Origin of the sequence: Lentzea flava (assembly GCF_014648475.1) — a bacterium.
Taxonomy (GTDB): Bacteria; Actinomycetota; Actinomycetes; order Mycobacteriales; family Pseudonocardiaceae; genus Lentzea; species Lentzea flava.
The window spans coordinates 38,767-61,525 of record NZ_BMRE01000022.1; the positions used below are offsets into that span (position 1 = coordinate 38,767).

The window sequence follows — 22,759 nt, forward strand, 5'->3', positions numbered from 1 at the left end:
GCAGATCGACGTCCAGCAGGACTGACCGCGGCAACTGCCCCGGATCCGCGGATCCGGGGCAGTTCCACGTCTACCGGCGGCCAGGACGTGTGCGCAGCACCAGGGCGGCGCCCGTGAGCAGGCTCAGCAGGCCGCTGAGGGCGAGCCACGCCACGTTGGCACCGGTCGCCGCGAGCTGCGGCTCCTGGACGACCGGCGGCGGGGGAGCCGATCCGCCGGCAGGCGGTGCCGGATCCGGATCGGGCTGGTCCGGACCGGGCAGGACGAACACCAGGTGACGCGAAGAGCCGTTCTCGCCGGCCTCCACGACCATCTCCGAGCCGTAGACGACACGCCACGGACCGACCACACCCACCTGGTACAGGCCCGGCCTCACGTTGTAGAACGTGAACTCGCCGTTGGCGTTCGAGGTGTCACGGGCGACGACCGCGTTGTCGATCCGGTCCCGCAGGTAGATCTTGACGCCTGGCAACGCGTAGCCGGTGGGCGGCCCCTGCATCGGCTTGTACGTCTGGACGCCGAGCCGGCCGGTCACCCGTGGCGCCACGGGACCGAGGACGCGGGCCAGTGCCGTGACGTACGGGATGTCGTTGTGCAGGACCGGTGCGCCGACCTGGCACATCGCGGACAGGTAGCCCCACCGCGCCCGGTCGTCGGTGATCGGCGACATCGTCACGGGGAACACGCGGGTCTCGCCGGGGTGCAGGACGGCACCGGGGCCACCCGGATCCAGCTCTCCCACGTCCGCGCTGCCGCAGTGGGCGCTCAGATCGGTGAGCAGCACAGTGCCCGTGTTGTGCAACGTGAGAGTCGCGCGGGGCACGTCACCTGCCCGGTACTCGACCCGGGTGAAAGCCAGGGACGCCGTGAGCCTGTCCGTGACCTCCGGTGTCGCCCGGAGGAGGAGATCGGGATCGTCCACGCCGTCCACCGTTCCGCTCCAGCCGGGCACCCACCAGCCGGAGCGGTACCAGGTCGGGAAGACGTTGTAGGCCCCGGCGGGCAGATCCCGGAACTCGATCACGCCGTCGGCCGCGGTCGTCGCGCTGCGCTCGGTGTGGGGGAATCCGCCGGAGATGTGCACCGGGACACCGGCCAGTGCCTCACCAGGATCCATCACGTGGTCGCCCTCGCGGTCGCCGTAGACGGTGGCGCGGAAGCTGCCGCGCGGGATTTCGACAGGCACCGACGCGGTCACCGCGTTGTCTTCCGGGTTGGCGTCCTGTTCACCGCCGAACTGCCGCGCGGTCACGACGAGGTGCAGTGTCTCCTCGTCCGTGGAGATCCGGCCGGAGGTGGTTCCTTCGACGGTTTGTCCCGGCTCGATCGGTACACCGTAGATGTCGAACGGCGGCCACCAGTGGTTGTCCAGGTTTCCGGTCCAGCTCAGCACGACCTGGTTGGCGGTCGCGGTGCCCGCGTTGGTGACGGCGGCGTGGACGAGGATCACCTCGTCGGAGCGGTACGAGGGCTTGTCGAACCAGACCCGCAGGCGCAGGTCCGCCAGCTCCTGTGCGGCCGCTTCGGCCGACGGGGCCGACGTGGCGGGCTCGGTCGAGGTGGGCTCGGTCGAGGTGGGCTGAGGCTTGGTGGCTTCAGGTGTGGCGGGTTCGGTCGCAGTCGGTTCCGGCGCGGTCGGTTCCGGCGCGGCGGGTTCGGTGACAACCGGCACCGGGGACGTCTCCGCGGGCCCCTGCGCCACTGAGGTCTCGGGATCCGCCAGCACCGGTCCGGCGGACATCCCGAGGCACAGCACGACCGTCAGGAACCCGGCCGTCAGTCCGGATAATCGCGTCATCACAACCCCCTACACCGTCGAGTACGGCTCGTCGCGTTCGATCGACCGCGTGACCTCCGGCTTCCTGGCCTGTTCGCGGCGTTGCGCCAGTTCCTCTGCGAGGTGTTCCTGGCGTTCCTCTCCCCGGTACCTGGCCAGCACCGTCATGGTGATCGCGTGGGCGACGGCCAGCAGGAGCAGCACGATGCCGAGCTTGGTCACGATCTTCTGCAGCTGACCCTCGATCGGGAGGTCGATCGTCGAGATCAGCGCGACCAGGCCGAGCACGATGAGCGAGAACAAGGTCGTCGTGAGCCAGCTGGCGGCGAGGCTGATGCCGGGGTGGGCGTCGTCGTTGAGGTACTTGCGGCCGCTGATCGTGATGATCACGGCGTCGACGATCACCAGGAGCGTGCTGACGACCAGAAAGGCGATGTAGCTGTCGGTGTCCATGCATTGAGCGTCGAGGCGGCGCGGGCATCGGGCCAGGGACCTGGGTCGCCCCTGCCACGGGCCTTTCGCCCACGGGCGGGATGATGCGCCGGTGAAGTTCTGGTTGAGCCGTCCTGACGTGCGCCGCCTGCCTGCGGCTTTCCAGGCGAGCACGGCTGAAGCCGAGGTCACGGCCCGTTTTCTGGGCACCAGCTCGGTGTTGCTGAGCGACGGGCACACCGCCGTGCTGAGCGACGGCTTCGTCACCCGGCCAGGGCTCGCGCGGGTCGCGCTCGGCCGGATCGCGCCCGACCGGCGTGTCGTCGAGCAGGCGCGGCGGCGGCTGGGCACACCGCCGATCGCCGCCGTCGTGTGCGTGCATTCGCATTACGACCACGCGTTGGATGCTCCCGTGTGGGCGTCGCTGACCGGGGCGGAGCTGGTCGGCTCGGAGTCCACCGCGAACGTCGGCCGCGGCCTCGGCGTGCCGGAGCGGAGCCTGCGGGTCGTCGGCGACGGTGACACGCTCTCGTACGGCGGGTTCGGGCTGACGTTCGTGGAGTCCGTGCACAGCCCCGGCGATCACTACCCCGGCACGGTGGACGCACCGCTGATCCCGCCGCGCCGGAGCCGGGAGTGGCGGACCGGTGCCGTCTACTCGGTGTTCGTCTCGCACGCACGGGGAACGGTTCTGCTGCATGCGAGCGCGGGTTTCCGGCCTGGGGCGTTGCACGGCCGGCGGGCGGACGTCGTGTACCTCGGCGTCGGCACGCTCGGCAGGCAGCCGCTCGGGTACGTCGAGGCGTACTGGGACGAGGTGGTGCGGGCGACCGGCGCGCACCGGGTGGTGCTGGTGCACTGGGACGACTTCTTCGTCGCGCTGGACAAGCCGTTGCGCCCCTTGCCCTACCTGGCCGACGACCTGGACCTCACCGTGCGGCGCCTGTCCGCGCTGGCGAGGCGCGACGACGTCGAGGTGGTGCTGCCGGTGGCGTGGCAGCCGGCCGACCCGTTCGCGGCGCGCTGACGGGGGCCAGAGGTCCCTGATCGCTGGGACGTCACGCCCTGGGAGTCACCCGCCGATCTCGTTGTGATGCAGTCATGACTGTCGCGACAACGGGACTTTCCTCGGCCGAGGCGGCGAGACGACTGCGGGACGACGGGCCGAACGCGCTGCCCCAGGCGCGGCGGCGGCATCCGTTGCTGCTGCTGGTGGAACAGCTGGTGCACTTCTTCGCGCTCATGCTGTGGGGTGCGGCGGTGCTGGCGGCGGTCGCCGGGATGCCCGCGCTGGCGGTGGCCATCGTCGTCGTGGTGGTGCTGAACGGGGTGTTCGCGTTCGCCCAGGAGTACCGGGCCGATCGCGCGGCCCAGCGGCTGCGCGACCTGATGCCGGTGCGGGCCACGGTGCGCAGGGACGGGCATCTCCGTCAGGTCGACGCCTCCGAGCTGGTCGTCGGGGACGAGCTGGTGCTGGAGGCGGGCGCACGGGTCTGCGCCGACGGCGAGGTGCTGACCGCGGCGGGGCTCGCCGTCGACGAGTCGATGCTCACCGGGGAGAGCGTGCCGACGAGGCCTGTTGTGGGGCAGCAGGTCTACGCGGGCACGTACGTCGCGGAAGGCGAGGCATCGGTCTCGGTCACCGGGACCGGCGGGCACACGCGGCTCGCCGGCATCGCGGCGCTGACGCTGGAGGCGAAGCCGCCGCGCAGCCCGCTCGCGGCTCAGCTGCACAAGGTCGTCGTCGTGGTCGCGGTGATGGCGATCGCGATCGGTGCGGTGTTCTTCGGAGTCGCCGTGCTGCTGGGGCTGCCGCTCGCCGAGGGCTTCCTGTTCGCCATCGGTGTCACGGTGGCGCTCGTGCCGGAAGGGTTGCTGCCGACCGTCACCCTCTCGCTGGCCAGAGCGGCGCAGAGCATGGCGGCGAAGAACGCGTTGGTGCGCAGGCTCGACTCGGTCGAGACGCTCGGTGCGACGACGTTCATCTGCACCGACAAGACCGGCACGCTGACCCGCAACGAGATGTCCGTCGTGCACGTGTGGACGCCGCTCGGCGATGTCTCCGTGCGCGGCAACGGTTATGAGCCGACCGGTTCGGTGGAGGGCTCTCTCGCGGCGGTCAAGCAGGTGCGCGACCTCGCGTCCACCGCCAAGCGGTGCTCGCCCGGCGCCCACGCCCGGCATCACGACGACAGGTGGCTGCCGGTCGGTGATCCGATGGAGGTCGCCCTGCACGTCCTCGCCGCACGCGTGGGGGTGGACGGGCCGTCGGCGGACGCCGTGCGGTTCCCGTTCGACCCGAGGCGGCGCCGATCGTCCGTTGTGGACTCCGACGGCGTGCACGTGACCGGCGCTCCTGACTCGGTGTTGCCGCTCTGCGTGGACACCCGCGGTGCTCAGGACGCGATCGCCGCGCTGGCCAGGCGAGGACTGCGGGTGCTCGCGGTGGCCCGCAGGCCGGCCCGGCCGGACGACGACACCTGGCAGCGCGCCGAACGCGACCTGGAGCTGCTGGGACTGGTCGGCCTGCAGGACCCGCCGCGCGACGACGTGGCGGAGGCCATCGCCTCGTGCCGGTCCGCGGGCATCCGCATCGCCATGATCACCGGCGACCACCCGGCCACCGCGCAGGCCATCGCCGAACAGGTGGGCCTGCTCGGCCACGACCGCCTCGTCGTCGAGGGATCGGCCCTGCCCGCCGACCCCGACGAGCTCGGCGAGCTGCTCGACCGCGACGGTGTCGTGGTCGCCCGCGTCACGCCGGAGGACAAGCTGCGCATCGCGAAGGCCTTGCAGCGCAGAGGACACGTGGTCGCGATGACGGGCGACGGCGTGAACGACGGCCCGGCGTTGCGCGCGGCCGACATCGGCGTCGCGATGGGCGCGTCCGGCACCGACGTGGCCCGGGAGGCCGCCGACCTCGTGCTGCTGGACGACCACTTCGGCACCATCGTCGCGGCCGTCGAGCTGGGCCGGGCGACGTTCGCGAACATCCGCCGCTTCCTCACCTACCACCTCACCGACAACGTCGCCGAGCTCACCCCGTTCGTCGTGTGGGCCTTGTCGGGAGGCTCGATCCCGCTGGCCATCACCGTGCTGCAGGTGCTGGCCCTGGACATCGGCACCGACCTGCTGCCCGCGCTCGCCCTGGGCGCGGAGCCGCCGAACAAGCGCACGATGCGCGGACGTCTGCGCACCGGATCGCTGATCGACGGCGGCGTGCTGCGCCGGGTCTTCCTCGTGCTCGGACCGGCGGAGGCCGTGATGTCGATGCTGGCGTTCCTGGTGGTGCTCCACGTGGGTGGCTGGCGGCTCGGCCAGGCGCCGGACGCCGGGTTGCTCGCGGTCGCGTCCGGCACCGCGTTCACGGCGATCGTGCTCGGCCAGCTGGCCAACGCGTACGCGTGCCGCAGCGCGACCCGCCCGGTGCCGCGGATCGGCCTGCGCGGCAACAGGTTGCTGCTGTGGGCCGTGGTGTTCGAACTGGCGGTGCTCGGCGTTTTCCTGTTCGTCCCACCATTGCCGGACCTGCTCGGCGGGCACGCGCCGTCCGCGCTCGGCTGGGTGCTGGCTCTCGCCGCGGTCCCGGTCGTGGTGCTGGCGGACGCCGCGGCGAAAGCGGTCCTGATGCGCGGACTGCGGCGGCGGGATCGGCCCCTTACGCCGTGACGGCCAATGCCACAGAGTGGCTGGCATGACGAGTACACCGATCTTCGATGCGCTCGCCGCGGAACTCGAGGCCGCGGAGCAGGTTCCCGAGCAGGCAAGCCACTCGGCTGAGCAGTCCGATCAGCTGAGTGGCAGCCTGGACTGACGGGTCACGAACTCTCCAGGCACACCACGTCATCGGCCTCCTCGTGAAGCACGCCGAGGAGGCCGGCCGCGACGACCGGCGCCGCGAAGACCACTCGGCCGGCTCCCCGTGCGCGGGCCACGCGGCACGCGGTGCGCGCGACGGCTCCCGTCACGGTGCCGCCGTCCACCACGACGGCGGTCCGGCCGGCGAGCGGGAGCGCGGTGCGCGCCTCCCGGTAGCGGCGCGCACGCCTGCCGAGCGCGGCCCGCTCCCGTGCCTCCGCGCGTTCCAGGTCCATCAACGTGACCCGGCAGGTCATCAGCACCGGCAGATCGACGACGTACACACCGCCCTCGCCGATGGCCCCCATCACCAGTTCCGGCCGGTGCGGCACGCCCAGCTCGTGCACCACCACGACGTCGAGCGGAGCGCCGAGCGATCTCGCCACCTCGTGAGCGACGGGAACACCGCCGCGGGCCAGGCCCAGCACCACCACGTCCTGGCCACGCAGGTGCGTCAACCGTTCGGCGAGCAGCCGCCCTGCCTCGGCTCGATCGGCGAAGCGCATGGCCCGATCGTGTGCCGGCCGGCCTGCGGGGGATAGGGACGTTGGTCACTGGCGGGGAAGGCGAACGACGGCACTCGGGTCAGGCCCTGACCTCCCGCCGCTCGAACGCCACCGCCGCGCCCGCCACGCCAGCCGCGGTGAGCACGACCAAGCCGACCAGCCCCAGCCAGTTCGGCGAGCCGGTCAGCGCGTCGTTCACCGCGGCGTGGTGGAACGGCGAAAGCACCCGCCACGGCCGCAACCCGTCGGACAGCGAGGACAGGGCGTCCAGCAGATAGGTCAGCAGCCCCAGCCCGACCGGGACGGCGACGGCCAGCCCCGGCCTGCCGGTCAGCGCGCCGGTCAGCAGCGCCAGCGCGCCGAACGGCAAGGCCACCACGGCACTCGCGACGACCGCCATGACCATGTCCGGCCACGGCACCCCGAGCCCCACGACACCGTTGCCCACCAACAACACCAGGGCGAACACGACGGTGACGACCGCGACCGACGCGAGCACCGCGAGCGCCTTGTCGAGCAGCACGCGGGTGCGGGAGACCGGGTTGGCCAGCAACAGGTCCAGCGTGTGCGCCTTCTCCTCGCCCGCGGTCGCCCTGGACGCCTGACCGATGGCGATGCCGAGCAGCACCAACGGCGCGAGGAACCCGAACACCTCGCCCTGCAGGTACCCGACGCCGCTCGCGAGGGACTGGCGGACGTTGAACAACGCCTTGAAGGACTCGGGATAGGACTCGAGGAGCTTCTCGAACTCGCCGGCCGCGTCGCGCACCGCCGGGAACACGGCGAGCTGCAGCGCCACGCTCGCCACCAGGGCGATGCCCCAGCCGAGGGTGCTGCCCCTGTTGTCCCGCACCGACTTCGTCACCAGCTCAGTCGTCATCGCCGCGCTCCTCGGTGTAGTGCACGAAGATGTCCTCGAGGTCCGGCTCGTGACTCGTCACGTTGACCAGCGGGAACCGGGCCGCGGCGCGCACCAGCTCGCCCACCGCGCCCGAGACCCGGCACCGCACCTCCGTGCCGCTCGCCTGCACCGCGTCCCGCACACCGGGGATTCCGCTGAACGACGCGGCCGAGACGTCCTCGGCGAAGGTGAAGGTGAGCTCCCGCACCGCGTTGGCCTTCAACGACGCCACCGTGTCCTGCACGACCAGGCTGCCCGCCAGCAGGATCCCGACCCGGTCGGCCACCTGCTCGACCTCGGACAGCACGTGCGACGAGAACAGCACGGTGCCGCCGCCGTCGACGTACTCGCGCAGATACGCGTGGAACTCCCGCTGTGCCAACGGGTCGAGGCCGCTCGCCGGTTCGTCGAGGACGACGAGGTCCGGACGATGACCGAACGCCTGCACGATCCCGAGCTTCTGCCGGTTGCCCTTCGAGAGCTCACCGGCCTCGCGGTCGAGGTCCAGGTCGAGCCGCTTGGCGAGCCGCACCGCCTCGCCGAGGTCGGTGTGCGAGCGCATGGCCCCGCAGAAGCGCAGGTAGTCGGCGCCGGTCAGGCGGTCGTAGAGCACGAGATCGCCGGGCAGGTACCCGATCCGGCCGCGCAACCGCGGTGACATCGGCTCGCCGAACAACGTGATGCTGCCGCTTGTCGGCCTGATGACGTCGATCAGCAACCGCAACGTCGTCGTCTTCCCCGCGCCGTTGGGGCCGAGCAGCCCGTAGACCTCACCGGCGTGCACTTCGAGGTTCAGGTTCCGCAGGGCGACTGTCCTGCCGTACCGCTTGGTGAGCTGACGGGTGCTGATGACGTTCATCGCACACCGCCCTTCTCCGCCGAGTTCTTGACGGTGCGCAGGATCGCGCGGCCGATGATGCCGACGAACGGCGTGCTGATCCGCCAGTAGCGGCGGAAGCTCAGCCACGCGTGCGGATCGGTGAGCACGACGCGCATCTCGGCGGTGACGATCGTCCTGCGCTGTCCGTAGGGCAGGGCCGAGATCGAGCAGACGACCTTGGCGTAGCCGGGTTCGGAGAAGTCGGAGAAGTCGCGGGCCTCGATCGGCACCCACTTGACGATCGGCTGCCACACCTTGCCGATGGCGCCGAACACCAGCTCCTGGCCCGGCTGCTCGCCCAGCACGACCCAGTCCGACCCCGCGGCGAGGTCGTTGATCGTCAGCCGGGTCCGCTGCCGCCGGGTGCCCCGCGAACGCCACCGCTCCGGCAGTTCCCGCAGGCCCACGGCGGCGTTGACGAGGAAGCCGTGCAGGTCGGACAGGTCGAGGTCGTGCACCGCCTGATACGTGGACACCGGGTCGGCGTCCACGACGACGTGGTCGGTGCGGCCGAACTCACACCGCGGTGCGAACTGGTCGGCGAGGAGCGGGGATGGAAGGGGCGCCATGGCGTTCCTCCTGGACGGGTCGGTGCACGACGAGCACGGGGCAGGGGGCGTGGTGCAGCGCGGCCCTGGTCACCGCGCCGCACTCGCGGGTCTCTCCGGCGCCGACGATGATGAGGTCGCTGTCCAGGCAGCGGCTGATGGCCTCGTGCGGCTGCCGGCGCACGAGCACGGCCGTGTGCAGATAGCCGCGGAGGAGTTCCGCTGAGCGCTCCAGGACCCAGCTGTGGTCGAAGTCGAGGTCCTGGCGCAGCACGGGCGGCGGCGCGGCGTGCAGCACGCGCAAGGCCGCACCGCGGCGCCGGGCGAGGCCGGCGGCGCGCGCCAGCACCGCCGCGTCGTCGTGGCCGCCGCTGACCAGCGCGGTGACCCGGCCGTGCAGCCCGTCCCGCGCGGCAGCGGTGCCGCGCACGACCACCGCGTCGCAGCCGAGCGAGCACACGACGGGCAGCACGTGGCTGCCGAGCCCGAGCGGCGAGCTGGACGGACCCTGGTAGCCGACCACCACCAGCTGAGCGCGGAAGTCGTCGTGCAGGCTGTGCGCCTCCACCTCGGCGTCGACGAGCTTGGCGTGGGCAGCGGCCCAGCGCGCGGCCTCCTCGGTCGACGGCGAGCCGTCCACGATCACCACGACAGGTTCCATGGGTCAACGGTGGCCTGCGGAAACGGCAGCACCCAGAGCGCAACGCAGCCACTCGCCCGGGACGAAAGTCCTGATGCCACGGGGCCTCGTGCCGGTGCGGGACGGGCGTGCGGGGAAGGACCGTGAGCTCCCGAGCACGAGGAGATCGACGATGAGCACGCTGACGTTTCTCGGTGGTACCGGAACGGTCACCGGCAGCAAGTTCCTGTTCGACACCGGCAAGTCCCAGGTGCTGGTGGACTGCGGCCTGTTCCAGGGCCTCGCACCGCTGCGCCGCAGGAACTGGCGTCAGCCGCCGCTCGACCTGGACCGGCTCGACGCGGTCGTGCTCACGCACGCTCATCTGGACCACTGCGGCTACCTGCCGGTCCTGGTGCGGCACGGCTGGCGGGGACCGGTGTTCACCACCGAGGGCACCGCCGACCTGGCGGGCATCGTGCTGGCCGACAGCGCGCACCTGATGATGGAGGAGGCCCGCCAGGCCAACGAGGCGGGCTGGACCAAGCACAAGCCGGCACTGCCGCTGTACGACGCCGACGACGCCGACCGGGCCGTGCGGCTGTTCCGCCCGATCGACTTCGAGGCCGCGCGGTCCATCGCGGACGGCGTGACGCTCGAGTTCGGCAGGGCCGGTCACATCCTCGGCTCCGCGTGGGCGCACCTGACGATGGGCGACCGCAGCGTCGTCGTGAGCGGTGACATGGGCAGACGCGCCCACCGCGTGCTGCTGCCACCGCAGCCGCGACCCGCCTGCGACGCGTTGTTGCTCGAGTCGACCTACGGCGACCGGGCGCACGACGACGCCGCGGCGACGGCGTTGTTCGCGGAGACCATCCGGCGCACCGCGGCTCGGGGCGGCAGCGTGCTGATCCCCGCGTTCGCCGTCGACCGGACCGAGGTGATCCTGGTCGAGCTGACCAGGCTGGCGCGCGCGGGGGAGATCCCGGACCTGCCGGTCTTCGTCGACAGCCCCATGGCGCTCGCGTCGCTGCGGGTCTACCGCCAGGCGATCGCGAAGAGCTGGCCCGAGATCCGTCCCGAGCTCATGCACGGTGAGGACGCGTTCGATCCCGGCCGGCTCGCCGAACTCCACTCGGCGGCGCAGTCCATGCAGGTCAACGACCCCAGGCAGCCGTCGATCATCATCTCGGCGTCCGGCATGGCCACCGGCGGCCGCGTGCTGCACCACCTGAAGGCCATGCTGCCGAACAACCGGCACACGATCCTGATCGTCGGGTACGCGGCCGTCGGCACACGGGCGCGCAACCTCGTCGACGGCGCACGGGAGATCAAGATCCACGGCCGGTACGTGCCGGTGCGGGCCGAGGTGCGGGTGCTGGACGCGTTCAGCGCTCACGCTGACGCGGACGAGCTGCTGGAGTGGGCCACCAGCGGACCCGCCCCGGCCACGACCTACGCCGTGCACGGCGAGCCGGAGAGCGCGGCGACGCTGGCCGAGCGGCTGGAGACCGAGCACGGCTGGACGGCCGTCGTGCCCAGGGACGGCGAACGGGTCCTGGTCTGAGTCAGTTCGCCGAGTTCGTGGGTTCCATCAGCAGTTCGGTGACCGGTCGCCGCGGTGTGGCGGGGACCGGTGTGCTGTACCCGACGCGCAGCACCGCCTGCGGCACCAGCATCCCGCCCAGCGCCCGGCGCAGCTCCTCGCGCACGGTGCGCACCTCGACCGGCTGCGACATGAACGACGCCGACAGGCCGATGGTGGTGGCGGTCAGCAGGACGCGTTGCATCGCCTGCCCCGCCTGCAGCTCGCCGAGCGGTCCGTCGTAGAACGAGCAGACGACCACGACCAGCGGGTTGGACTCGTAGTCCTTGCCCTCGGGACGCGCATCGGCGGAGAAGTCGCGGAACATCCACTCGTCCTGGGCCTCCGGCCGGAATCCGGCGGAGGCGGGCGGCACGCCGTCGGTCGCGTCCGGCCGGTGCCCGGTGAAGGACCGCAGTTCGGCCAGCACGCCGGGATCCTGCTGCTGGATCCGGTGGGCGCGCAGCACGAACTCCTTCATCCTGGCGACCTCCTGCCGCGTGTCGACGACGTGCAGCCAGGAGCGTTCCAGCTCGGCCGCGCGGACCAGCGCGTGCCGGTGCCGACCGTCCACACCGGACTCGAAGAACGGGCGCCGGTTGGTGCGGCGCGCGGGCACGGCTCTGAGCAGGTCGCGCATCTCGTCGTCGGGCCGGACCGTTCCGCCCCGCCGCACGGTGGCCAGCGCGCCAGGAGCGTCCTTGCCGGGCAGGAGGGTGACGAGCGGCCGGATCCCGAACCCCTGCAGTGCCACCCGGAGGTTGAACAACGCGGCACCGCAGGACAGCCGCAGCTCCCGGTCCTCCGGGTCGGTGGCTGGCAGCGTGCGCTCGTTGTCGGCGTGCAGCTCGATGCGGTCGTCCAGGACCCGGAACCGCCACGGCTGGGTGTTGTGGACGGACGGCGCGAGGGACGCGGCGTGGAGGGCGGCCTCCACCTGGTCCGCGGTCAGCCCCAGTGCTGCGGTCAGTTCGGCCATCCCCGTCACCCCGTTGTCCTCGTGCGTTCGTGTCGTTGCCGCCACTGTCACCCGTTCGCGGGGCGGTCCCCAGCGCCGAAGGTCCCGACCTGGCAGGGACTGCTTGGCGTCGCAAGCACCTCATGACAGGGTTGATCCATGACGGGTTCAGCTGAGAGCCAGTCGCGCAGTCTGCTGGGCGGGTTGAGATTGGACGACCTGCTCGACGAGATGCGCGAGCGACTGGCCGAGATCGGGTCGACGCGGGACAAGATGCAGGGCCTGCTCGACGCCGTGCTGGCGGTCGGCGCCGGCCTCGAGCTGGACTCCACCCTCCAGCGCATCGTCCAGGCCGCCACCGAGCTGGTGGGGGCCCGCTACGGCGCTTTGGGTGTTCTCGGCCAGCGCGACAACCTCTCGCAGTTCGTCTACGTCGGCATCGACGCGGAGACGCGCGCGAAGATGGGCCACCTGCCGGAGGGCAAGGGCCTGCTCGGACTGCTGATCAAGGACCCGAGGGCGATCCGCCTGCACGACCTCGCCGAGCACTCGGCGTCCGTGGGCTTCCCGCCCAACCACCCGCCGATGCACAGCTTCCTCGGCGTGCCCGTGCGCGTGCGCGACGAGGTGTTCGGCAACCTGTACATGACCGAGAAGAGGGGCGACGTCGACTTCACGCCCGACGACGAGGTGGTGCTGGAGGCGCTCGCGGCCGCCGCGGGTGTGGCCATCGAGAACGCCCGCCTGTTCGAACGGTCGCGGCTGCGCGAACGCTGGCTGGAGGCGACCGCGGAGATCAACTCGCAGCTGCTGGGCGGGGCGTCGGCCGACGACGCTCTCCAGCTCATCGCCCAGCGCTCCGTCGAGCTGGCCGGCGCGTCGAGCTCGGTGGTGCTGCTCGCCGACGGCGCGGAGCGGCTGCTGCGCCCGGTGGCGCAGGCAGGCGTCGGGCTGATCGAGGGCACGCTGGACCCGAAGGGCACCGTGCTCGGCGAGGTGCTCGACTCCGGCGCGCCGGTCCTGGTCGAGGACGTGGACACCCTGTTCGGCGTCGACGGACCGGAGCTCGGCGCCTGCGTGATCGTGCCGATGCGTGCGGGCGCGACCGTCAGCGGCCTGCTGGTGACGGTGCGGGAGAAGGGCGCCGCGCACTTCGGGCCGGATCTCATGCCGTTGCTCGCCTCGCTGGCGGACCAGGCGGTCGTGGCGCTGGAGTTCGCCGAGAACCAGAACGCGCGGCGCATGGTCGACGTGCTGGAGGACCGCGACCGCATCGCCCGCGACCTGCACGACCACGTGATCCAGCGGCTGTTCGCCACCGGCATGAGCCTGCAGGGCGCGCTGACCTGGGTGAACCACCCCGAGGCCAAGCGGCGGGTGCAGAAGGCCGTCAACAGCCTCGACGAGACGGTGCTGGAGATCCGCACGTCGATCTTCGACCTGCAGGCCGCCGACGACGACACCGGCCTGCGCCGCAGGCTGCTCGACATCGTCGCCGAGCTGACCGACGACGCGCCGGTGTCGCCCGCGGTCAGGATGAGCGGCACCATCGACAACCTGGTGCCCGACCACATCGGCGAGCACGCGGAGGCCGTGGTCAGGGAACTCGTCAGCAACGCGGTGCGGCACGCCCGTGCCACCGAGATGACGCTCACCGTGGAGGCGGGCGACGCCCTGGTCATCAGCATGGTGGACAACGGCGTCGGCATGCCGCCGCACGTCGCGCGCAGCGGCCTGCGCAACGTGGAGCAGCGGGCGGCCGGCTACGGCGGCACCTGCACCGTGGCGGACGAACCCCGCGGCGGTACCCGCGTGACCTGGCAGGTGCCCCTCGACTAGCGCCTGTGCCGAAGCCGGCACAACCCTGCTGACGGTTGGCACGCCCCGCGTGTCACGAAATGGTGCGGGTGAGGTGCTTGTGGGTGAACGGTGGCCACTTCGAGACAGGACCTAACCGTCCTCGCGCGGTGCGGGCTTGTTCGAGAGCTTCGACGCGAGCACCGCGGCCTGGGTGCGGCGCTCCAGCCCGAGCTTGGCGAGCAGGTGCGAGACGTAGTTCTTCACCGTCTTCTCGGCGAGGAACATCTGGTCCGCGATCTGCCGGTTGGTGAGGCCCTGGCCGATCAGGTCGAGCACCGTGCGCTCCTGCTCGGTGAGCATGCGCACCGGGTCGCCCTGCTCGCGTTCCCGCCGGATCCGGTTGAGCAGCGCGGCCGTCGAGCGCGCGTCCAGCAGTGAGCCACCCGCGGCGACGGTCTTCACGGCGTTGGTGAGGTCGCTGCCGACGATCCGCTTCAGCACGAAGCCGGAGGCGCCCGCCATGATGGCGTCGAACAACGCCTCGTCGTCGGTGAACGACGTCAGCATCAGGCACTTGAGGTCGGGCAGCCGCGACATCAGCTCGCGGCACAGCTCGATGCCGTTGCCGTCGGGCAGCCGCACGTCGAGGACGGCGACATCCGGGTTCACCGCGGGCACCCTGGTCAGCGCCTCGGTGACCGAGGACGCCTCGCCGACGACCTCCAGGTCCTCCTGGGCGCTGAGCAGCTCTCTGATCCCGACGCGGACCACCTCGTGGTCGTCCACCAGGAAGACTCGCGCGGCCACGGCTACCACCTCTCGTTCACCGACATCGAGTTGAACGATCCCTCACCCGGATGGTCGCACACAGGGACCAAAGACTCTGATCATCTGGATCGCAAGGTCTTTCGCACGCGATCGAACTCGTCGGTGTCGATCTCACCCTTGGCCAGCCGCTCCTCGAGGATGCGCACCGCGGTGCCGTCGTGCCTGCGCAGCAGCACGACGACGATCGTGAGCAGACCTCCCCAGAACACGATCATGCTCAGGATCATGACGAGGAAGCCGCCCCAGCCCATGGGACCGCCGCCGTAGTACGGGTACATCACGGTGTTCTCCTCACTCGGTCAGCTGGGCGGGGACGTGGGTGACGCCCTCGATGTCGTTGGCGGCGGCGTCCAGCAGCAGGTGCGCGAGGTCGGACGGCGCGCGGGACGCGGCGAGCTCGTCACCGATCTCCGGGACGTCGCGGTCGGCGGGGTTGAGCCGGGCCAGGCCGACACCGACCAGGTGGGTCCTGTCGTCGGTGTGCAGGCGTGCCTCCGCCCTCGTGCGCGACTCGTGCTCGTCGATGCGGATCTCGACCGTCCACTTCTTGGCGGTGCTCATGGAACCTCCTCGTCCTGGGAGTTCCAGGTTCGGCCGCCGCACCGGCGTGCGCGCAGAGTCCAAGGGCCTGCACCGGGCGAGACCGTCCGCCCTGTCGGACCCACCCGCGGTGGCCGGATCGTCGAGACATGCGCTGGAGTCCCGCCGAAGCGGCGGAAATCGTGGAAGCGGCCAGGAACGCGCCCGTCTACAGCGGGAGCAAGCCGTGGGTGCTGGAGCTGCACGGGCGATCGGTCTACCTGTACGAGGTCGCGCAGAAGTCGCTGCACGACCCGCTGGGGATGGACCGCCTGCTCACGTGCGGCGCGGCGCTCGAACACGTCGTGCTGGCCGTCCGGTCCTGCGGGTGGCACGCGAAGGTCGTGTTCCCGCACGACTACGCCAACCCGGACCTGATCGCCGTCGTCAAGGCGGACGGCAAGCAGCCGCCGACACCGCAGGAGCTGAGCCAGCACCGCGCCATGCTGCTGCGCGACGGCACGGGCGACGGCGACGCCCGCGAGCTCGTGTACGCCAACCACTGGGCCGGCACGGAACTGCACCCCGTCACCGAGGACACGCTCGTCGTCGTGACGGTGGGCGACGGACGGCCCGACCACATCCGCGGTGGCGCCGCCCTGGAAGCCGCCGTGCTCGCCGCGCGGGCGGCTGGCATGCGCGTACGGCCCGTCGTGCACCTCATGCACCGCCAGGAGTGGCGCGCCGGCCTGATCGAACGCCACGGCCTGGCGGGCTACCCGCAGGCCGTGCTGGTCGTGGGTGCCAAGGACCCGGACGGCGCGGGACCAACGACCGCGTCCACGGGCGCGACGCGTTCCTAGCGTCGCAAACGACGAAGGGAGGAGCGCCATGCGTGCTCGCGACATCATGACGAGTCCGGCCATCACGGTGACACCGGAGGTACCCGTGCGCGGCGCGGCGGCGCTGCTCGTGTCGCACGGCTTCACCGCGCTGCCCGTGGTGGACGGCGACAAGAGGTTGATCGGCATCGTGACCGAGGCCGACCTGCTGCGCAACGGCTACGTCGACGAGACCCGCGGCAGCACCGTGGGCGACGTGATGACCACACCGGCGTTCGCGATGGACGGCGGTGCGCAGGCGGAGGTGCTCGCCCGCGTGATGCTGGACGACCACGTGCGCTGCGTCCCGATCGTGGACGGCTCGAAGGTCCTCGGCGTGGTGACCCGGCGCGATCTCGTGCGCGCGCTGGCCCGCACGGACACGACCGTGTCGGCGGAGGTCCAGCACGTGCTCGACATCTACGGCGGCGGTCGCAAGTGGACGGTCGCGGTCCAGGACGGCGAGGCCGTCATCGCGGCGGAGAACCCGGACGAGGAGACCGAACGGGTGCTGACCGCACTCGCCGGTTCCGTGCACGGCGTTCTGCGCGTGCGCGTGCTGACAGGAGGAAAGCGATGAAGGGACCGTCCGCCCCGGTGGTCGTCGGTGTCGACGGCTCGTCGTCCGCGCTCGCCGCGGTGCGCTGGGCCGCCGCCGACTGCGCCCGCCACCACACCCCGCTCCGGCTGGTGCACGGGTACTCCCTGCCCACCAGGGGATATCCGGAGATCGTGCTGACCGGCAACGAGGTCAGGCGCGCCATCGAGGAGCAGGCCCAGGACTGGCTGACCGAGGCCGTCGCCGCCGCTCGTGCCGTCGCCCCCGGCGTCGAGGTGACCACGGAGGTCGTCGGTGACGCCGTGAACCACCTGCTGATCGAGGAGTCGCGCGACGCCAGGCTGATGGTCCTTGGCTCGCAGGGACTCGGCAACGTGACGGGCCTGCTGGTCGGCTCCACGGCACTCGCCCTGGCGTCGCACGGGAAGTGCCCGCTCGTCGTCGTGCGCGGCGCCGAGGTGCCCGGCGGCCCGGTCGTGGCCGGCGTGGACGGCTCCCCGACGAGCGAGGCCGCGCTCGCGTTCGCCTTCGAGGCGGCGTCGATGCGCGAGTGCCCGCTGACCGTCGTGATGTGCTGGCAGGACTTCATGGTGGAGAGCGCCTACACGGCGACCCCGCTCACCGTCGACTGGGGCCAGGTCGAGTCCGAGGAACAACGGCTCCTGGCGCAACGGCTCGCCGGGTGGCAGGAGAAGTACCCGGACGTCCCGGTGCACCGCGTGGTGGTGCGGGACCGTCCGGTGAGGGCCCTCATGAGGTACGGCGCCGAAGCACGGCTCGTGGTTGTGGGCAGCCACGGGCACGGCGGGTTCGCCGGCATGCTGCTCGGGTCGACGAGCCAGGCGCTCGTCTACAACGCCCCGTGCCCGCTGGCGATCGTGCGCCCTGCCGAGTGAGTGGGATCGAGGCGGCCTCTCGGTGGCGGGAGGCCGCCTCGGCGTTCATCGGGCCGCGTGCGGCGGGATGACGACGACCGGGCATTCGGCGTCGCGCAGGCACTTCGCGGCCACACCGCCCAGCAACGCCTGAGCCAGCGCGCCATGCCCGTGCGTGCCGATGACGAGCAGCTCGGCGTGCTTGGACGCCTCCGCGAGGTGGTCCGCCGCATCACCCACCACGACCGTCTCGGCGACGTCCGGCGCACCGGGCACGGCGGCGCGCGCCTGCTCGACGGCCCTGTGCAGGTCGCGGGCGGGGTGCCGGTGCGGCTGTTCGCCGTACGGGTGCAGGCCCATCGACGTCGCCGGCACGAACGCGGGTTCCTGGTGGTAGGCGAGCACGGCCTCCACCCTCGCGCCGAAGCGCACCGCTTCCTTCAACGCCCACCGCAGCGCGGCGCCCGACTGCTCGGAGCCGTCCACTCCCACCAGGATCACGGGTGTCCTCATCGTCTTCTCCCATCGCTTGGCACGAGCGTCGCCGCCGGGACCGGCCGGCTGGCAGGGACCAACGTCATGAGACGGCCGAGCCCATCCGCACTGCTGACGCGGACGCCTCGGGGCGAACCTCGTCCGGAGGAGGTTCGCGATGAAGGCGAAAGCGGGTGACTGGCTCGTCGTGAAGGGCCCGGTGCTCGACCACGGCGGCAAGCGGGGGCTGATCGTCGAGGTGCGGCACGAGGACGGCACGCCGCCGTACGTGGTGCGGTGGCTGGACAACGACCACGAGGCTTTGGTGTTTCCCGGTCCGGACGCGCACGTCGTCCCGGCGGAGGACGCTGCACGGCTGCGCGCGGGCTGAGCGGTGGGGCTCACCGCGGCGCTGGTGCACATCGCGACGGCGCTCGCGATCGGGTTGCTGCTGGGCGTGGAACGCGAGCACGACAACGCCCGCGACTCCACCAGGCCGGCGGGGTCGCGGACGTTCCCGCTGATCGCGCTGGCCGGGGTGCTGGGCGCCGCGCTGGGCCCGGTGGCGCTGGGCGTGAGCCTTGCGGCGGTGGCCGCGCTGGTGATCGCCTGGTACCTGCGCACGACCGAACCCGGTGCCACGACCGAGATCGCGGCGGTGACGACGTTCCTGCTGGGAGCGCTCTCGTGGCAACGGCCGGAGGTGGCCGTGCCGGTCGGAGTGGTGGTGGCCGCGTTGCTGTCGGCGAAACGGCCGCTGCACCGGTTCGCGCGCAAGGTCATCAGCGATCAGGACGTCAAGGACGCCATGATCCTGTTCGTCGTCGCGTTCGTCGTGCTGCCGTTGCTGCCGAACAAACCGTTGGGGCCGTACGGGGTTCTCAACCCGGCGCGCGTGTGGTGGCTGGTCGTGGCGGTCACGGTCATCGGCTGGGCCGGCTACGTCGCGGCACGGGCCTTCGGGCAGCGCTGGGGGTTGCTCGTCACCGGGTTCGCGGGCGGGTTCGTGTCCGGATCGGCCACGACCGCCGTGATGGGACGGAAGTACCGGGACGTCGGCAGCGCGGCTTTCCCGGGGGCGGTGGCGGTCAACCTCGCCACGCTCGCCCAGATCGTCGCGGTGACCGCGGTCGCGAGTCCACCGGTCGCCCTGCGGCTCCTGCCCGCGATCGGCGCGGGCGTGGCCGTGCTGCTCGTGGAGGTGGCCTGGCTCGTGTGGCGCACGAAACCCGCCGAGACCGACGACGAACCCGTGGTCGGCAGGCCGATGTCGATCAGGGCCGCGCTGTCGCTGGCCGCGATCCTCGTGCTGTTCCTCGTCGTGACCCGCGCGGCGGCGGACTGGCTGGGCGGCGGGGGAGTGGTGGCCGCCGGCGCGCTCGGGGGTCTCGCGGACGCCCACGCCGCCGCCATCGCGGCCGCTTCCCTTGCCCCGCAGTCGATCCCGGTGCACACCGCCGTGCTGGCGTGCGGGGCGGCACTGGCGACGAACACCGTCGTGAAGCTCGTGCTGGCGGCGGCCACCGGAGGACTGGGGTTCGCGCTGCGGCTCGGCGCGTGGCTGGTGCCGGTCGTGGCCGCCGTGGCGCTGGCCCTGGCCTGGTAGGACCAAGGTCCTTCGGTGAGGGGGACTGCGGGCACTCACCCGCCACTGGCGCGAAGACGACGCTGAAGTCATGAGCGAGAAGGAATCCCGGCCCGTGGTGGTCGGCGTAGACGGATCAGCCGCCGCGCAGGAAGCCCTCCGCTGGGCCGTGGAGGACGCGCGCAGGCGGGGTAGCCGGGTCGACGCGATCAGCGCGTGGCACCCGGACTACGGCATCGTCATCGGACCGGTGCCCGCGGAGATCGGCATGCGGATCTCGCCGGAGGCCATGCGCTCCGCCCAGCAGAGCGTGCTCGACCGTGCCGTGGAAGGGCTCGAAGGCGTCGAGATCCGCCGCGTTCTCGTCGAGGGCGACCCGCGCACGATCCTCACCGACGCGTCGAAGGACGCCGAGCTGCTCGTGGTCGGCAGCCGCGGCCACGGCCCGCTCGCCGAGGCGATCCTCGGCTCGGTCAGCTCCTACTGCGTGCACCACGCGTCGTGCCCGGTGGTCGTGATCCGCGAGCCGAAGGCGGAGAAGGAGCGGCCGGTCGCCGAGGCCGCCGCGCCGCTGACGCCCGGACCGCTGCTGTGACCGCGACCGCGCTGCTCACCGACGGCTCGCTCGTCACGGTGCGCGAGCTGGGGCCCGGCGACGTCACGGCGTTGCTCCAGCTGCACCGGTCGTTGCCGCTGGAGGACCAGTACCTGCGGTTCTTCAGCACGTCACCGCGGCAGCTCGAGGACTTCGTGGAGCGCATGGTGTCGCCCGAGGAGCCCCGGCACGTGGTGATCGGGGCGATGCGCGGCGACCGGCTGCTCGGCGCGGCCAGCTACGTGGTGGTCGGCGAGTCCGACGGCGCCGAGGTCGCGCTGGTCGTGTCGCACGCCGAGCAAACCCACGGCGTCGGCACGCTGCTGCTCGAACACCTGGTGTCGCTGGCCCGCGGGCGCGGCATCCGCCGGTTCACGGCGGAGGTGCTCGCCATCAACTTCCGGATGCTGCGCGTGTTCACCGACATGGGTCTCGTGTGGACGGTCGTGGCCGACGGCGACGTCGTCCACGTCGACCTCGGCCTGGACCCGTGCGAGCGCTACCTGGAGGCCGTCGCCGAACGCGAGCAGGTCGCCGAGGCCGCCAGCCTGAGCCACGTGCTGCGGCCCGGCTCGATCGCCGTGGTGGGCGCGAGCCGGTCGCCGGACTCGGTCGGGCACGCTGTGCTGCGCAACCTCGTCGAGGGTGCCTTCACCGGCGACCTGTACGCGGTCAACCCGCACGCCAAGTCGGTCGCGAACGTCGACTGCTACGCCTCGGTGACCGAGCTGCCAGAAGCACCCGAACTCGCCGTCGTGTGCGTGCCGGCGAAAGCCGTGCCGCGGGTGGCCGACGAGTGTGGACGGCGGGGCGTGCGCGCGCTGGTCGTCATCTCGTCGGGCGTGAACCCGGCGGAACTGCTGCGAATCGTGCGCACACACGGAATGCGTCTCGTCGGGCCGAACTGTCTCGGTGTCTCGACGAGCTCTCCGGCCGTGCGGATGAACGCCACGTTCTCCGCCCACAGCACGCTCGCGGGCGACATCGGCCTGGTCACCCAGTCCGGCGGCATCGCGATCGCGGTGCAGGAGGAGCTGCGGCGGCTCGGCCTCGGCCTGTCGAACCTGGTCTCCACCGGCGACAAGCTCGACATCAGCAGCAACGACCTGCTCATGTGGTGGGGCCAGGACCCCCAGACCCGGATGATCGCGCTGTACCTCGAGTCGTTCGGCAACCCGCGCAAGTTCGCCCGCCTGGCCAGGGAGATCGCCGCCCACAAGCCGGTGCTCGCGATCCGCGCCGCCAGCAGCGAGGCCGGTCAACGCGCCGCCGCCTCGCACACGGCCTCGACCGCCACGCCGTCGGTCACGCGCGACGCCTTGTTCCGGCAGGCCGGGGTGATCGCCGTCGACGGGGTGCCGGAGCTGGTCGACGTCGTGATGGCGTTGAGCTGGCAGCCGGTGCCGGGCGGCCGGTCGGTGGCGGTGCTGAGCAACGCGGGCGGTCTCGGCGTGCTCGCCGCGGACGCCTGTGTGCGCGAAGGGCTGCACCTGGCCGAACTGTCCGGCGAGACGCTGAAGTCGTTGCGCGAGCTGCTGCCCGCCGCGGCGAGCGTCCAGAACCCGATCGACACGACGGCGGCGGTGGACGAGCAGACGTTCGCCCGGTGCCTCGACCTCGTCGGCGCGGATCCGGCGGTCGACGCCGTGATCACCGTGACCGTCCCGACCGCGCTCGGCGACCCGACCACCGGTGTGCACCGCGTCGACGGCACACCGGTCCTGGCGGTCCGCACCGGGCAGACCGAGCGGCTCGCCGACGAGGTGCCCTGCTACGCCGAACCGGCGCGGGCCGCCGCGGCTCTGGCCAGGCTCGCCGAACGCGCGGAGTGGCTCGGCCGGCCCAGGGAGTTCGCCGATCTCGGCGGGATCGACCTGGCGACGGCGGAGGAGATCGTGCGGAGGCAGGGCGACGGCTGGCTCCCGCCGGACGAGGTCGTGCGGCTGCTGAAGGCGTTCAGCCTGCCCGTTCTGGGCGGAACGCTCGTCACCACCGCCGAACACGCCGTGGCCGCCCAACGCGCCTACGACGCACCGGTCGCGCTCAAGGCCGTCGCGGACGACCTGCTGCACAAGAGCAAAGGCGGTGGCGTGGTGCTCGGCATCTCCGACGAGGCCGGGGTGGCGGAGGCCTTCCGCGGCTTCCGCGAGCGCTTCGGCGACCGGCTGCGCGGCGTGTTCGTGCAGCCGATGGCGGCGGGCGGACGCGAGCTGCTGGTCGGCGTCGCGACGGACGAGAAGTTCGGGCCGCTGCTCGTCACCGGGCTCGGTGGCGTCGACACGGACCTGATCGACGACCGTGCGGCGGCGCTCGCCCCACTGTCCACAACGGACGCCGATGCCCTGGTGCACGGATTCCGGTCCGCCGGCCGCGTTCTCGCCGACGTGGACGCACAGGCCGTGCGCGACGTCCTGCTGCGCGTCGCCGAGCTCGCCGCCGCGCTGCCCGAGGTCGTCGAGCTCGACATCAACCCGCTCGTCGTGACGGACACGGGATGCCTGGTGGTGGACGCCAGGGTCCGGGTGGCGCGGCCACACCGGACCGACCCGTTCCTGCGGCAGCTCCGCACCCCCTGAGAC

The 22,759-nt window shown here is 71.9% G+C and carries 23 protein-coding genes; 11 read left to right on the forward strand and 12 right to left on the reverse strand.

All coding sequences use genetic code 11. The features are described from left to right. Positions 1 to 70: 70 nt before the first annotated feature. Together IEZ09_RS24210 and IEZ09_RS24215 are read right to left on the reverse strand one after the other, a co-directional pair. Positions 71 to 1,798: a hypothetical protein gene (locus tag IEZ09_RS24210; RefSeq protein ID WP_189256036.1), complete on the reverse strand. Its 1,728-nt coding sequence runs from the start codon at positions 1,796 to 1,798 to the stop codon at positions 71 to 73. A gap of 9 nt (positions 1,799 to 1,807) precedes the next feature. Next, entirely contained in the window at positions 1,808 to 2,230 is a 423-nt protein-coding gene (locus IEZ09_RS24215) for a hypothetical protein (RefSeq protein WP_189256037.1), read from the reverse strand. A gap of 91 nt (positions 2,231 to 2,321) precedes the next feature. On the opposite strand from IEZ09_RS24215, the gene IEZ09_RS24220 reads away from it, so the two are divergent. Both IEZ09_RS24220 and IEZ09_RS24225 read left to right on the forward strand, forming a co-directional pair. After that, the gene (locus IEZ09_RS24220; RefSeq protein WP_189256038.1) at positions 2,322 to 3,236 is read left to right on the forward strand and encodes an MBL fold metallo-hydrolase; all 915 of its coding nucleotides are present in this window, start codon (positions 2,322 to 2,324) and stop codon (positions 3,234 to 3,236) included. 74 nt (positions 3,237 to 3,310) lie between these two features. After that, a complete protein-coding gene (locus IEZ09_RS24225; protein WP_189256039.1) occupies positions 3,311 to 5,878 on the forward strand; it encodes a cation-translocating P-type ATPase in 2,568 nt (855 codons plus the stop codon). A gap of 149 nt (positions 5,879 to 6,027) precedes the next feature. Here IEZ09_RS24225 and IEZ09_RS24230 read toward each other — a convergent pair whose 3' ends face one another. The 5 genes from IEZ09_RS24230 to IEZ09_RS24250 all read right to left on the reverse strand — a co-directional run bounded on the left by IEZ09_RS24230 (position 6,028) and on the right by IEZ09_RS24250 (position 9,563). After that, complete coding sequence (locus IEZ09_RS24230; RefSeq protein WP_189256040.1) at positions 6,028 to 6,573, reverse strand: phosphoribosyltransferase; 546 nt, start codon at positions 6,571 to 6,573, stop codon at positions 6,028 to 6,030. A 79-nt stretch (positions 6,574 to 6,652) separates the two neighbouring features. Continuing rightward, entirely contained in the window at positions 6,653 to 7,453 is an 801-nt protein-coding gene (locus tag IEZ09_RS24235; protein ID WP_189256041.1) for an ABC transporter permease subunit, read from the reverse strand. Beyond that, positions 7,443 to 8,333, reverse strand: coding sequence for an ABC transporter ATP-binding protein (locus IEZ09_RS24240; RefSeq protein WP_189256042.1), 891 nt, complete (start codon positions 8,331 to 8,333; stop codon positions 7,443 to 7,445). Before IEZ09_RS24240 ends, IEZ09_RS24235 begins: the two co-directional genes overlap by 11 nt. Beyond that, a complete protein-coding gene (locus IEZ09_RS24245) occupies positions 8,330 to 8,923 on the reverse strand; it encodes a hypothetical protein (protein ID WP_189256043.1) in 594 nt (197 codons plus the stop codon). The genes IEZ09_RS24240 and IEZ09_RS24245 overlap by 4 nt, the downstream gene beginning before the upstream one ends. Continuing rightward, positions 8,871 to 9,563, reverse strand: a complete 693-nt coding sequence (locus IEZ09_RS24250) for a universal stress protein (protein ID WP_189256044.1) — start codon at positions 9,561 to 9,563, stop codon at positions 8,871 to 8,873. Before IEZ09_RS24250 ends, IEZ09_RS24245 begins: the two co-directional genes overlap by 53 nt. A gap of 151 nt (positions 9,564 to 9,714) precedes the next feature. Between IEZ09_RS24250 and IEZ09_RS24255 the strand changes: the two genes are divergently transcribed. Then, positions 9,715 to 11,088 carry an MBL fold metallo-hydrolase RNA specificity domain-containing protein gene (locus IEZ09_RS24255; protein ID WP_189256045.1) on the forward strand — a complete coding sequence of 458 codons (1,374 nt, stop codon included), beginning with the start codon at positions 9,715 to 9,717 and terminating at the stop codon, positions 11,086 to 11,088. A 1-nt stretch (position 11,089) separates the two neighbouring features. Here IEZ09_RS24255 and IEZ09_RS24260 read toward each other — a convergent pair whose 3' ends face one another. After that, positions 11,090 to 12,085, reverse strand: coding sequence for an Acg family FMN-binding oxidoreductase (locus tag IEZ09_RS24260; RefSeq protein ID WP_189256046.1), 996 nt, complete (start codon positions 12,083 to 12,085; stop codon positions 11,090 to 11,092). A 138-nt stretch (positions 12,086 to 12,223) separates the two neighbouring features. On the opposite strand from IEZ09_RS24260, the gene IEZ09_RS24265 reads away from it, so the two are divergent. Then, complete coding sequence (locus IEZ09_RS24265) at positions 12,224 to 13,903, forward strand: GAF domain-containing sensor histidine kinase (protein ID WP_189256047.1); 1,680 nt, start codon at positions 12,224 to 12,226, stop codon at positions 13,901 to 13,903. A gap of 111 nt (positions 13,904 to 14,014) precedes the next feature. Here the strand turns inward: IEZ09_RS24265 and IEZ09_RS24270 are convergent, their stop codons facing one another. The 3 genes from IEZ09_RS24270 to IEZ09_RS24280 all read right to left on the reverse strand — a co-directional run bounded on the left by IEZ09_RS24270 (position 14,015) and on the right by IEZ09_RS24280 (position 15,253). Then, positions 14,015 to 14,671, reverse strand: coding sequence for a response regulator (locus IEZ09_RS24270; RefSeq protein WP_189256048.1), 657 nt, complete (start codon positions 14,669 to 14,671; stop codon positions 14,015 to 14,017). Positions 14,672 to 14,751: 80 nt separating this feature from the next. After that, positions 14,752 to 14,970: an SHOCT domain-containing protein gene (locus IEZ09_RS24275; RefSeq protein ID WP_189256108.1), complete on the reverse strand. Its 219-nt coding sequence runs from the start codon at positions 14,968 to 14,970 to the stop codon at positions 14,752 to 14,754. Between the two features lie 13 nt (positions 14,971 to 14,983). Beyond that, complete coding sequence (locus IEZ09_RS24280) at positions 14,984 to 15,253, reverse strand: DUF1876 domain-containing protein (protein WP_189256049.1); 270 nt, start codon at positions 15,251 to 15,253, stop codon at positions 14,984 to 14,986. Positions 15,254 to 15,381: 128 nt separating this feature from the next. Between IEZ09_RS24280 and IEZ09_RS24285 the strand changes: the two genes are divergently transcribed. Genes IEZ09_RS24285 through IEZ09_RS24295 form a run of 3 tightly spaced genes read left to right on the forward strand, consistent with a single transcriptional unit; the run spans position 15,382 to position 17,547 of the window. Then, complete coding sequence (locus IEZ09_RS24285) at positions 15,382 to 16,074, forward strand: hypothetical protein (RefSeq protein WP_189256050.1); 693 nt, start codon at positions 15,382 to 15,384, stop codon at positions 16,072 to 16,074. 28 nt (positions 16,075 to 16,102) lie between these two features. Continuing rightward, positions 16,103 to 16,672: a CBS domain-containing protein gene (locus tag IEZ09_RS24290; RefSeq protein WP_189256051.1), complete on the forward strand. Its 570-nt coding sequence runs from the start codon at positions 16,103 to 16,105 to the stop codon at positions 16,670 to 16,672. Further along, positions 16,669 to 17,547, forward strand: coding sequence for a universal stress protein (locus tag IEZ09_RS24295; RefSeq protein WP_189256052.1), 879 nt, complete (start codon positions 16,669 to 16,671; stop codon positions 17,545 to 17,547). The genes IEZ09_RS24290 and IEZ09_RS24295 overlap by 4 nt, the downstream gene beginning before the upstream one ends. Before the next feature lie 45 nt (positions 17,548 to 17,592). Here IEZ09_RS24295 and IEZ09_RS24300 read toward each other — a convergent pair whose 3' ends face one another. Further along, the gene (locus IEZ09_RS24300; protein ID WP_189256053.1) at positions 17,593 to 18,039 is read right to left on the reverse strand and encodes a universal stress protein; all 447 of its coding nucleotides are present in this window, start codon (positions 18,037 to 18,039) and stop codon (positions 17,593 to 17,595) included. Between the two features lie 139 nt (positions 18,040 to 18,178). On the opposite strand from IEZ09_RS24300, the gene IEZ09_RS24305 reads away from it, so the two are divergent. From IEZ09_RS24305 to IEZ09_RS24320, 4 genes are all read left to right on the forward strand, one after another. Next, positions 18,179 to 18,391 carry a DUF1918 domain-containing protein gene (locus tag IEZ09_RS24305; protein WP_189256054.1) on the forward strand — a complete coding sequence of 71 codons (213 nt, stop codon included), beginning with the start codon at positions 18,179 to 18,181 and terminating at the stop codon, positions 18,389 to 18,391. Positions 18,392 to 18,394: 3 nt separating this feature from the next. Continuing rightward, the gene (locus tag IEZ09_RS24310; RefSeq protein ID WP_189256055.1) at positions 18,395 to 19,606 is read left to right on the forward strand and encodes an MgtC/SapB family protein; all 1,212 of its coding nucleotides are present in this window, start codon (positions 18,395 to 18,397) and stop codon (positions 19,604 to 19,606) included. A 70-nt stretch (positions 19,607 to 19,676) separates the two neighbouring features. Further along, positions 19,677 to 20,180, forward strand: a complete 504-nt coding sequence (locus IEZ09_RS24315) for a universal stress protein (RefSeq protein ID WP_189256056.1) — start codon at positions 19,677 to 19,679, stop codon at positions 20,178 to 20,180. Continuing rightward, positions 20,177 to 22,756: a bifunctional acetate--CoA ligase family protein/GNAT family N-acetyltransferase gene (locus tag IEZ09_RS24320; RefSeq protein ID WP_189256057.1), complete on the forward strand. Its 2,580-nt coding sequence runs from the start codon at positions 20,177 to 20,179 to the stop codon at positions 22,754 to 22,756. The genes IEZ09_RS24315 and IEZ09_RS24320 overlap by 4 nt, the downstream gene beginning before the upstream one ends. Positions 22,757 to 22,759 lie beyond the last annotated feature (3 nt).

What these genes read in the sequence shown, in the direction of transcription:
- IEZ09_RS24285 (WP_189256050.1), top strand. Translation starts at nt 15,382, where the DNA reads ATGCGCTGGAGTCCCGCCGAAGCGGCGGAAATCGTGGAAGCGGCCAGG.
- IEZ09_RS24230 (WP_189256040.1), bottom strand. Translation starts at nt 6,573, where the DNA reads ATGCGCTTCGCCGATCGAGCCGAGGCAGGGCGGCTGCTCGCCGAACGG.
- IEZ09_RS24210 (WP_189256036.1), bottom strand. Translation starts at nt 1,798, where the DNA reads ATGACGCGATTATCCGGACTGACGGCCGGGTTCCTGACGGTCGTGCTG.
- IEZ09_RS24280 (WP_189256049.1), bottom strand. Translation starts at nt 15,253, where the DNA reads ATGAGCACCGCCAAGAAGTGGACGGTCGAGATCCGCATCGACGAGCAC.
- IEZ09_RS24225 (WP_189256039.1), top strand. Translation starts at nt 3,311, where the DNA reads ATGACTGTCGCGACAACGGGACTTTCCTCGGCCGAGGCGGCGAGACGA.
- IEZ09_RS24240 (WP_189256042.1), bottom strand. Translation starts at nt 8,333, where the DNA reads ATGAACGTCATCAGCACCCGTCAGCTCACCAAGCGGTACGGCAGGACA.
- IEZ09_RS24315 (WP_189256056.1), top strand. Translation starts at nt 19,677, where the DNA reads ATGAGCGAGAAGGAATCCCGGCCCGTGGTGGTCGGCGTAGACGGATCA.
- IEZ09_RS24250 (WP_189256044.1), bottom strand. Translation starts at nt 9,563, where the DNA reads ATGGAACCTGTCGTGGTGATCGTGGACGGCTCGCCGTCGACCGAGGAG.
- IEZ09_RS24305 (WP_189256054.1), top strand. Translation starts at nt 18,179, where the DNA reads ATGAAGGCGAAAGCGGGTGACTGGCTCGTCGTGAAGGGCCCGGTGCTC.
- IEZ09_RS24235 (WP_189256041.1), bottom strand. Translation starts at nt 7,453, where the DNA reads ATGACGACTGAGCTGGTGACGAAGTCGGTGCGGGACAACAGGGGCAGC.
- IEZ09_RS24260 (WP_189256046.1), bottom strand. Translation starts at nt 12,085, where the DNA reads ATGGCCGAACTGACCGCAGCACTGGGGCTGACCGCGGACCAGGTGGAG.
- IEZ09_RS24265 (WP_189256047.1), top strand. Translation starts at nt 12,224, where the DNA reads ATGACGGGTTCAGCTGAGAGCCAGTCGCGCAGTCTGCTGGGCGGGTTG.
- IEZ09_RS24295 (WP_189256052.1), top strand. Translation starts at nt 16,669, where the DNA reads ATGAAGGGACCGTCCGCCCCGGTGGTCGTCGGTGTCGACGGCTCGTCG.
- IEZ09_RS24300 (WP_189256053.1), bottom strand. Translation starts at nt 18,039, where the DNA reads ATGAGGACACCCGTGATCCTGGTGGGAGTGGACGGCTCCGAGCAGTCG.
- IEZ09_RS24255 (WP_189256045.1), top strand. Translation starts at nt 9,715, where the DNA reads ATGAGCACGCTGACGTTTCTCGGTGGTACCGGAACGGTCACCGGCAGC.
- IEZ09_RS24275 (WP_189256108.1), bottom strand. Translation starts at nt 14,970, where the DNA reads ATGTACCCGTACTACGGCGGCGGTCCCATGGGCTGGGGCGGCTTCCTC.
- IEZ09_RS24215 (WP_189256037.1), bottom strand. Translation starts at nt 2,230, where the DNA reads ATGGACACCGACAGCTACATCGCCTTTCTGGTCGTCAGCACGCTCCTG.
- IEZ09_RS24245 (WP_189256043.1), bottom strand. Translation starts at nt 8,923, where the DNA reads ATGGCGCCCCTTCCATCCCCGCTCCTCGCCGACCAGTTCGCACCGCGG.
- IEZ09_RS24290 (WP_189256051.1), top strand. Translation starts at nt 16,103, where the DNA reads ATGCGTGCTCGCGACATCATGACGAGTCCGGCCATCACGGTGACACCG.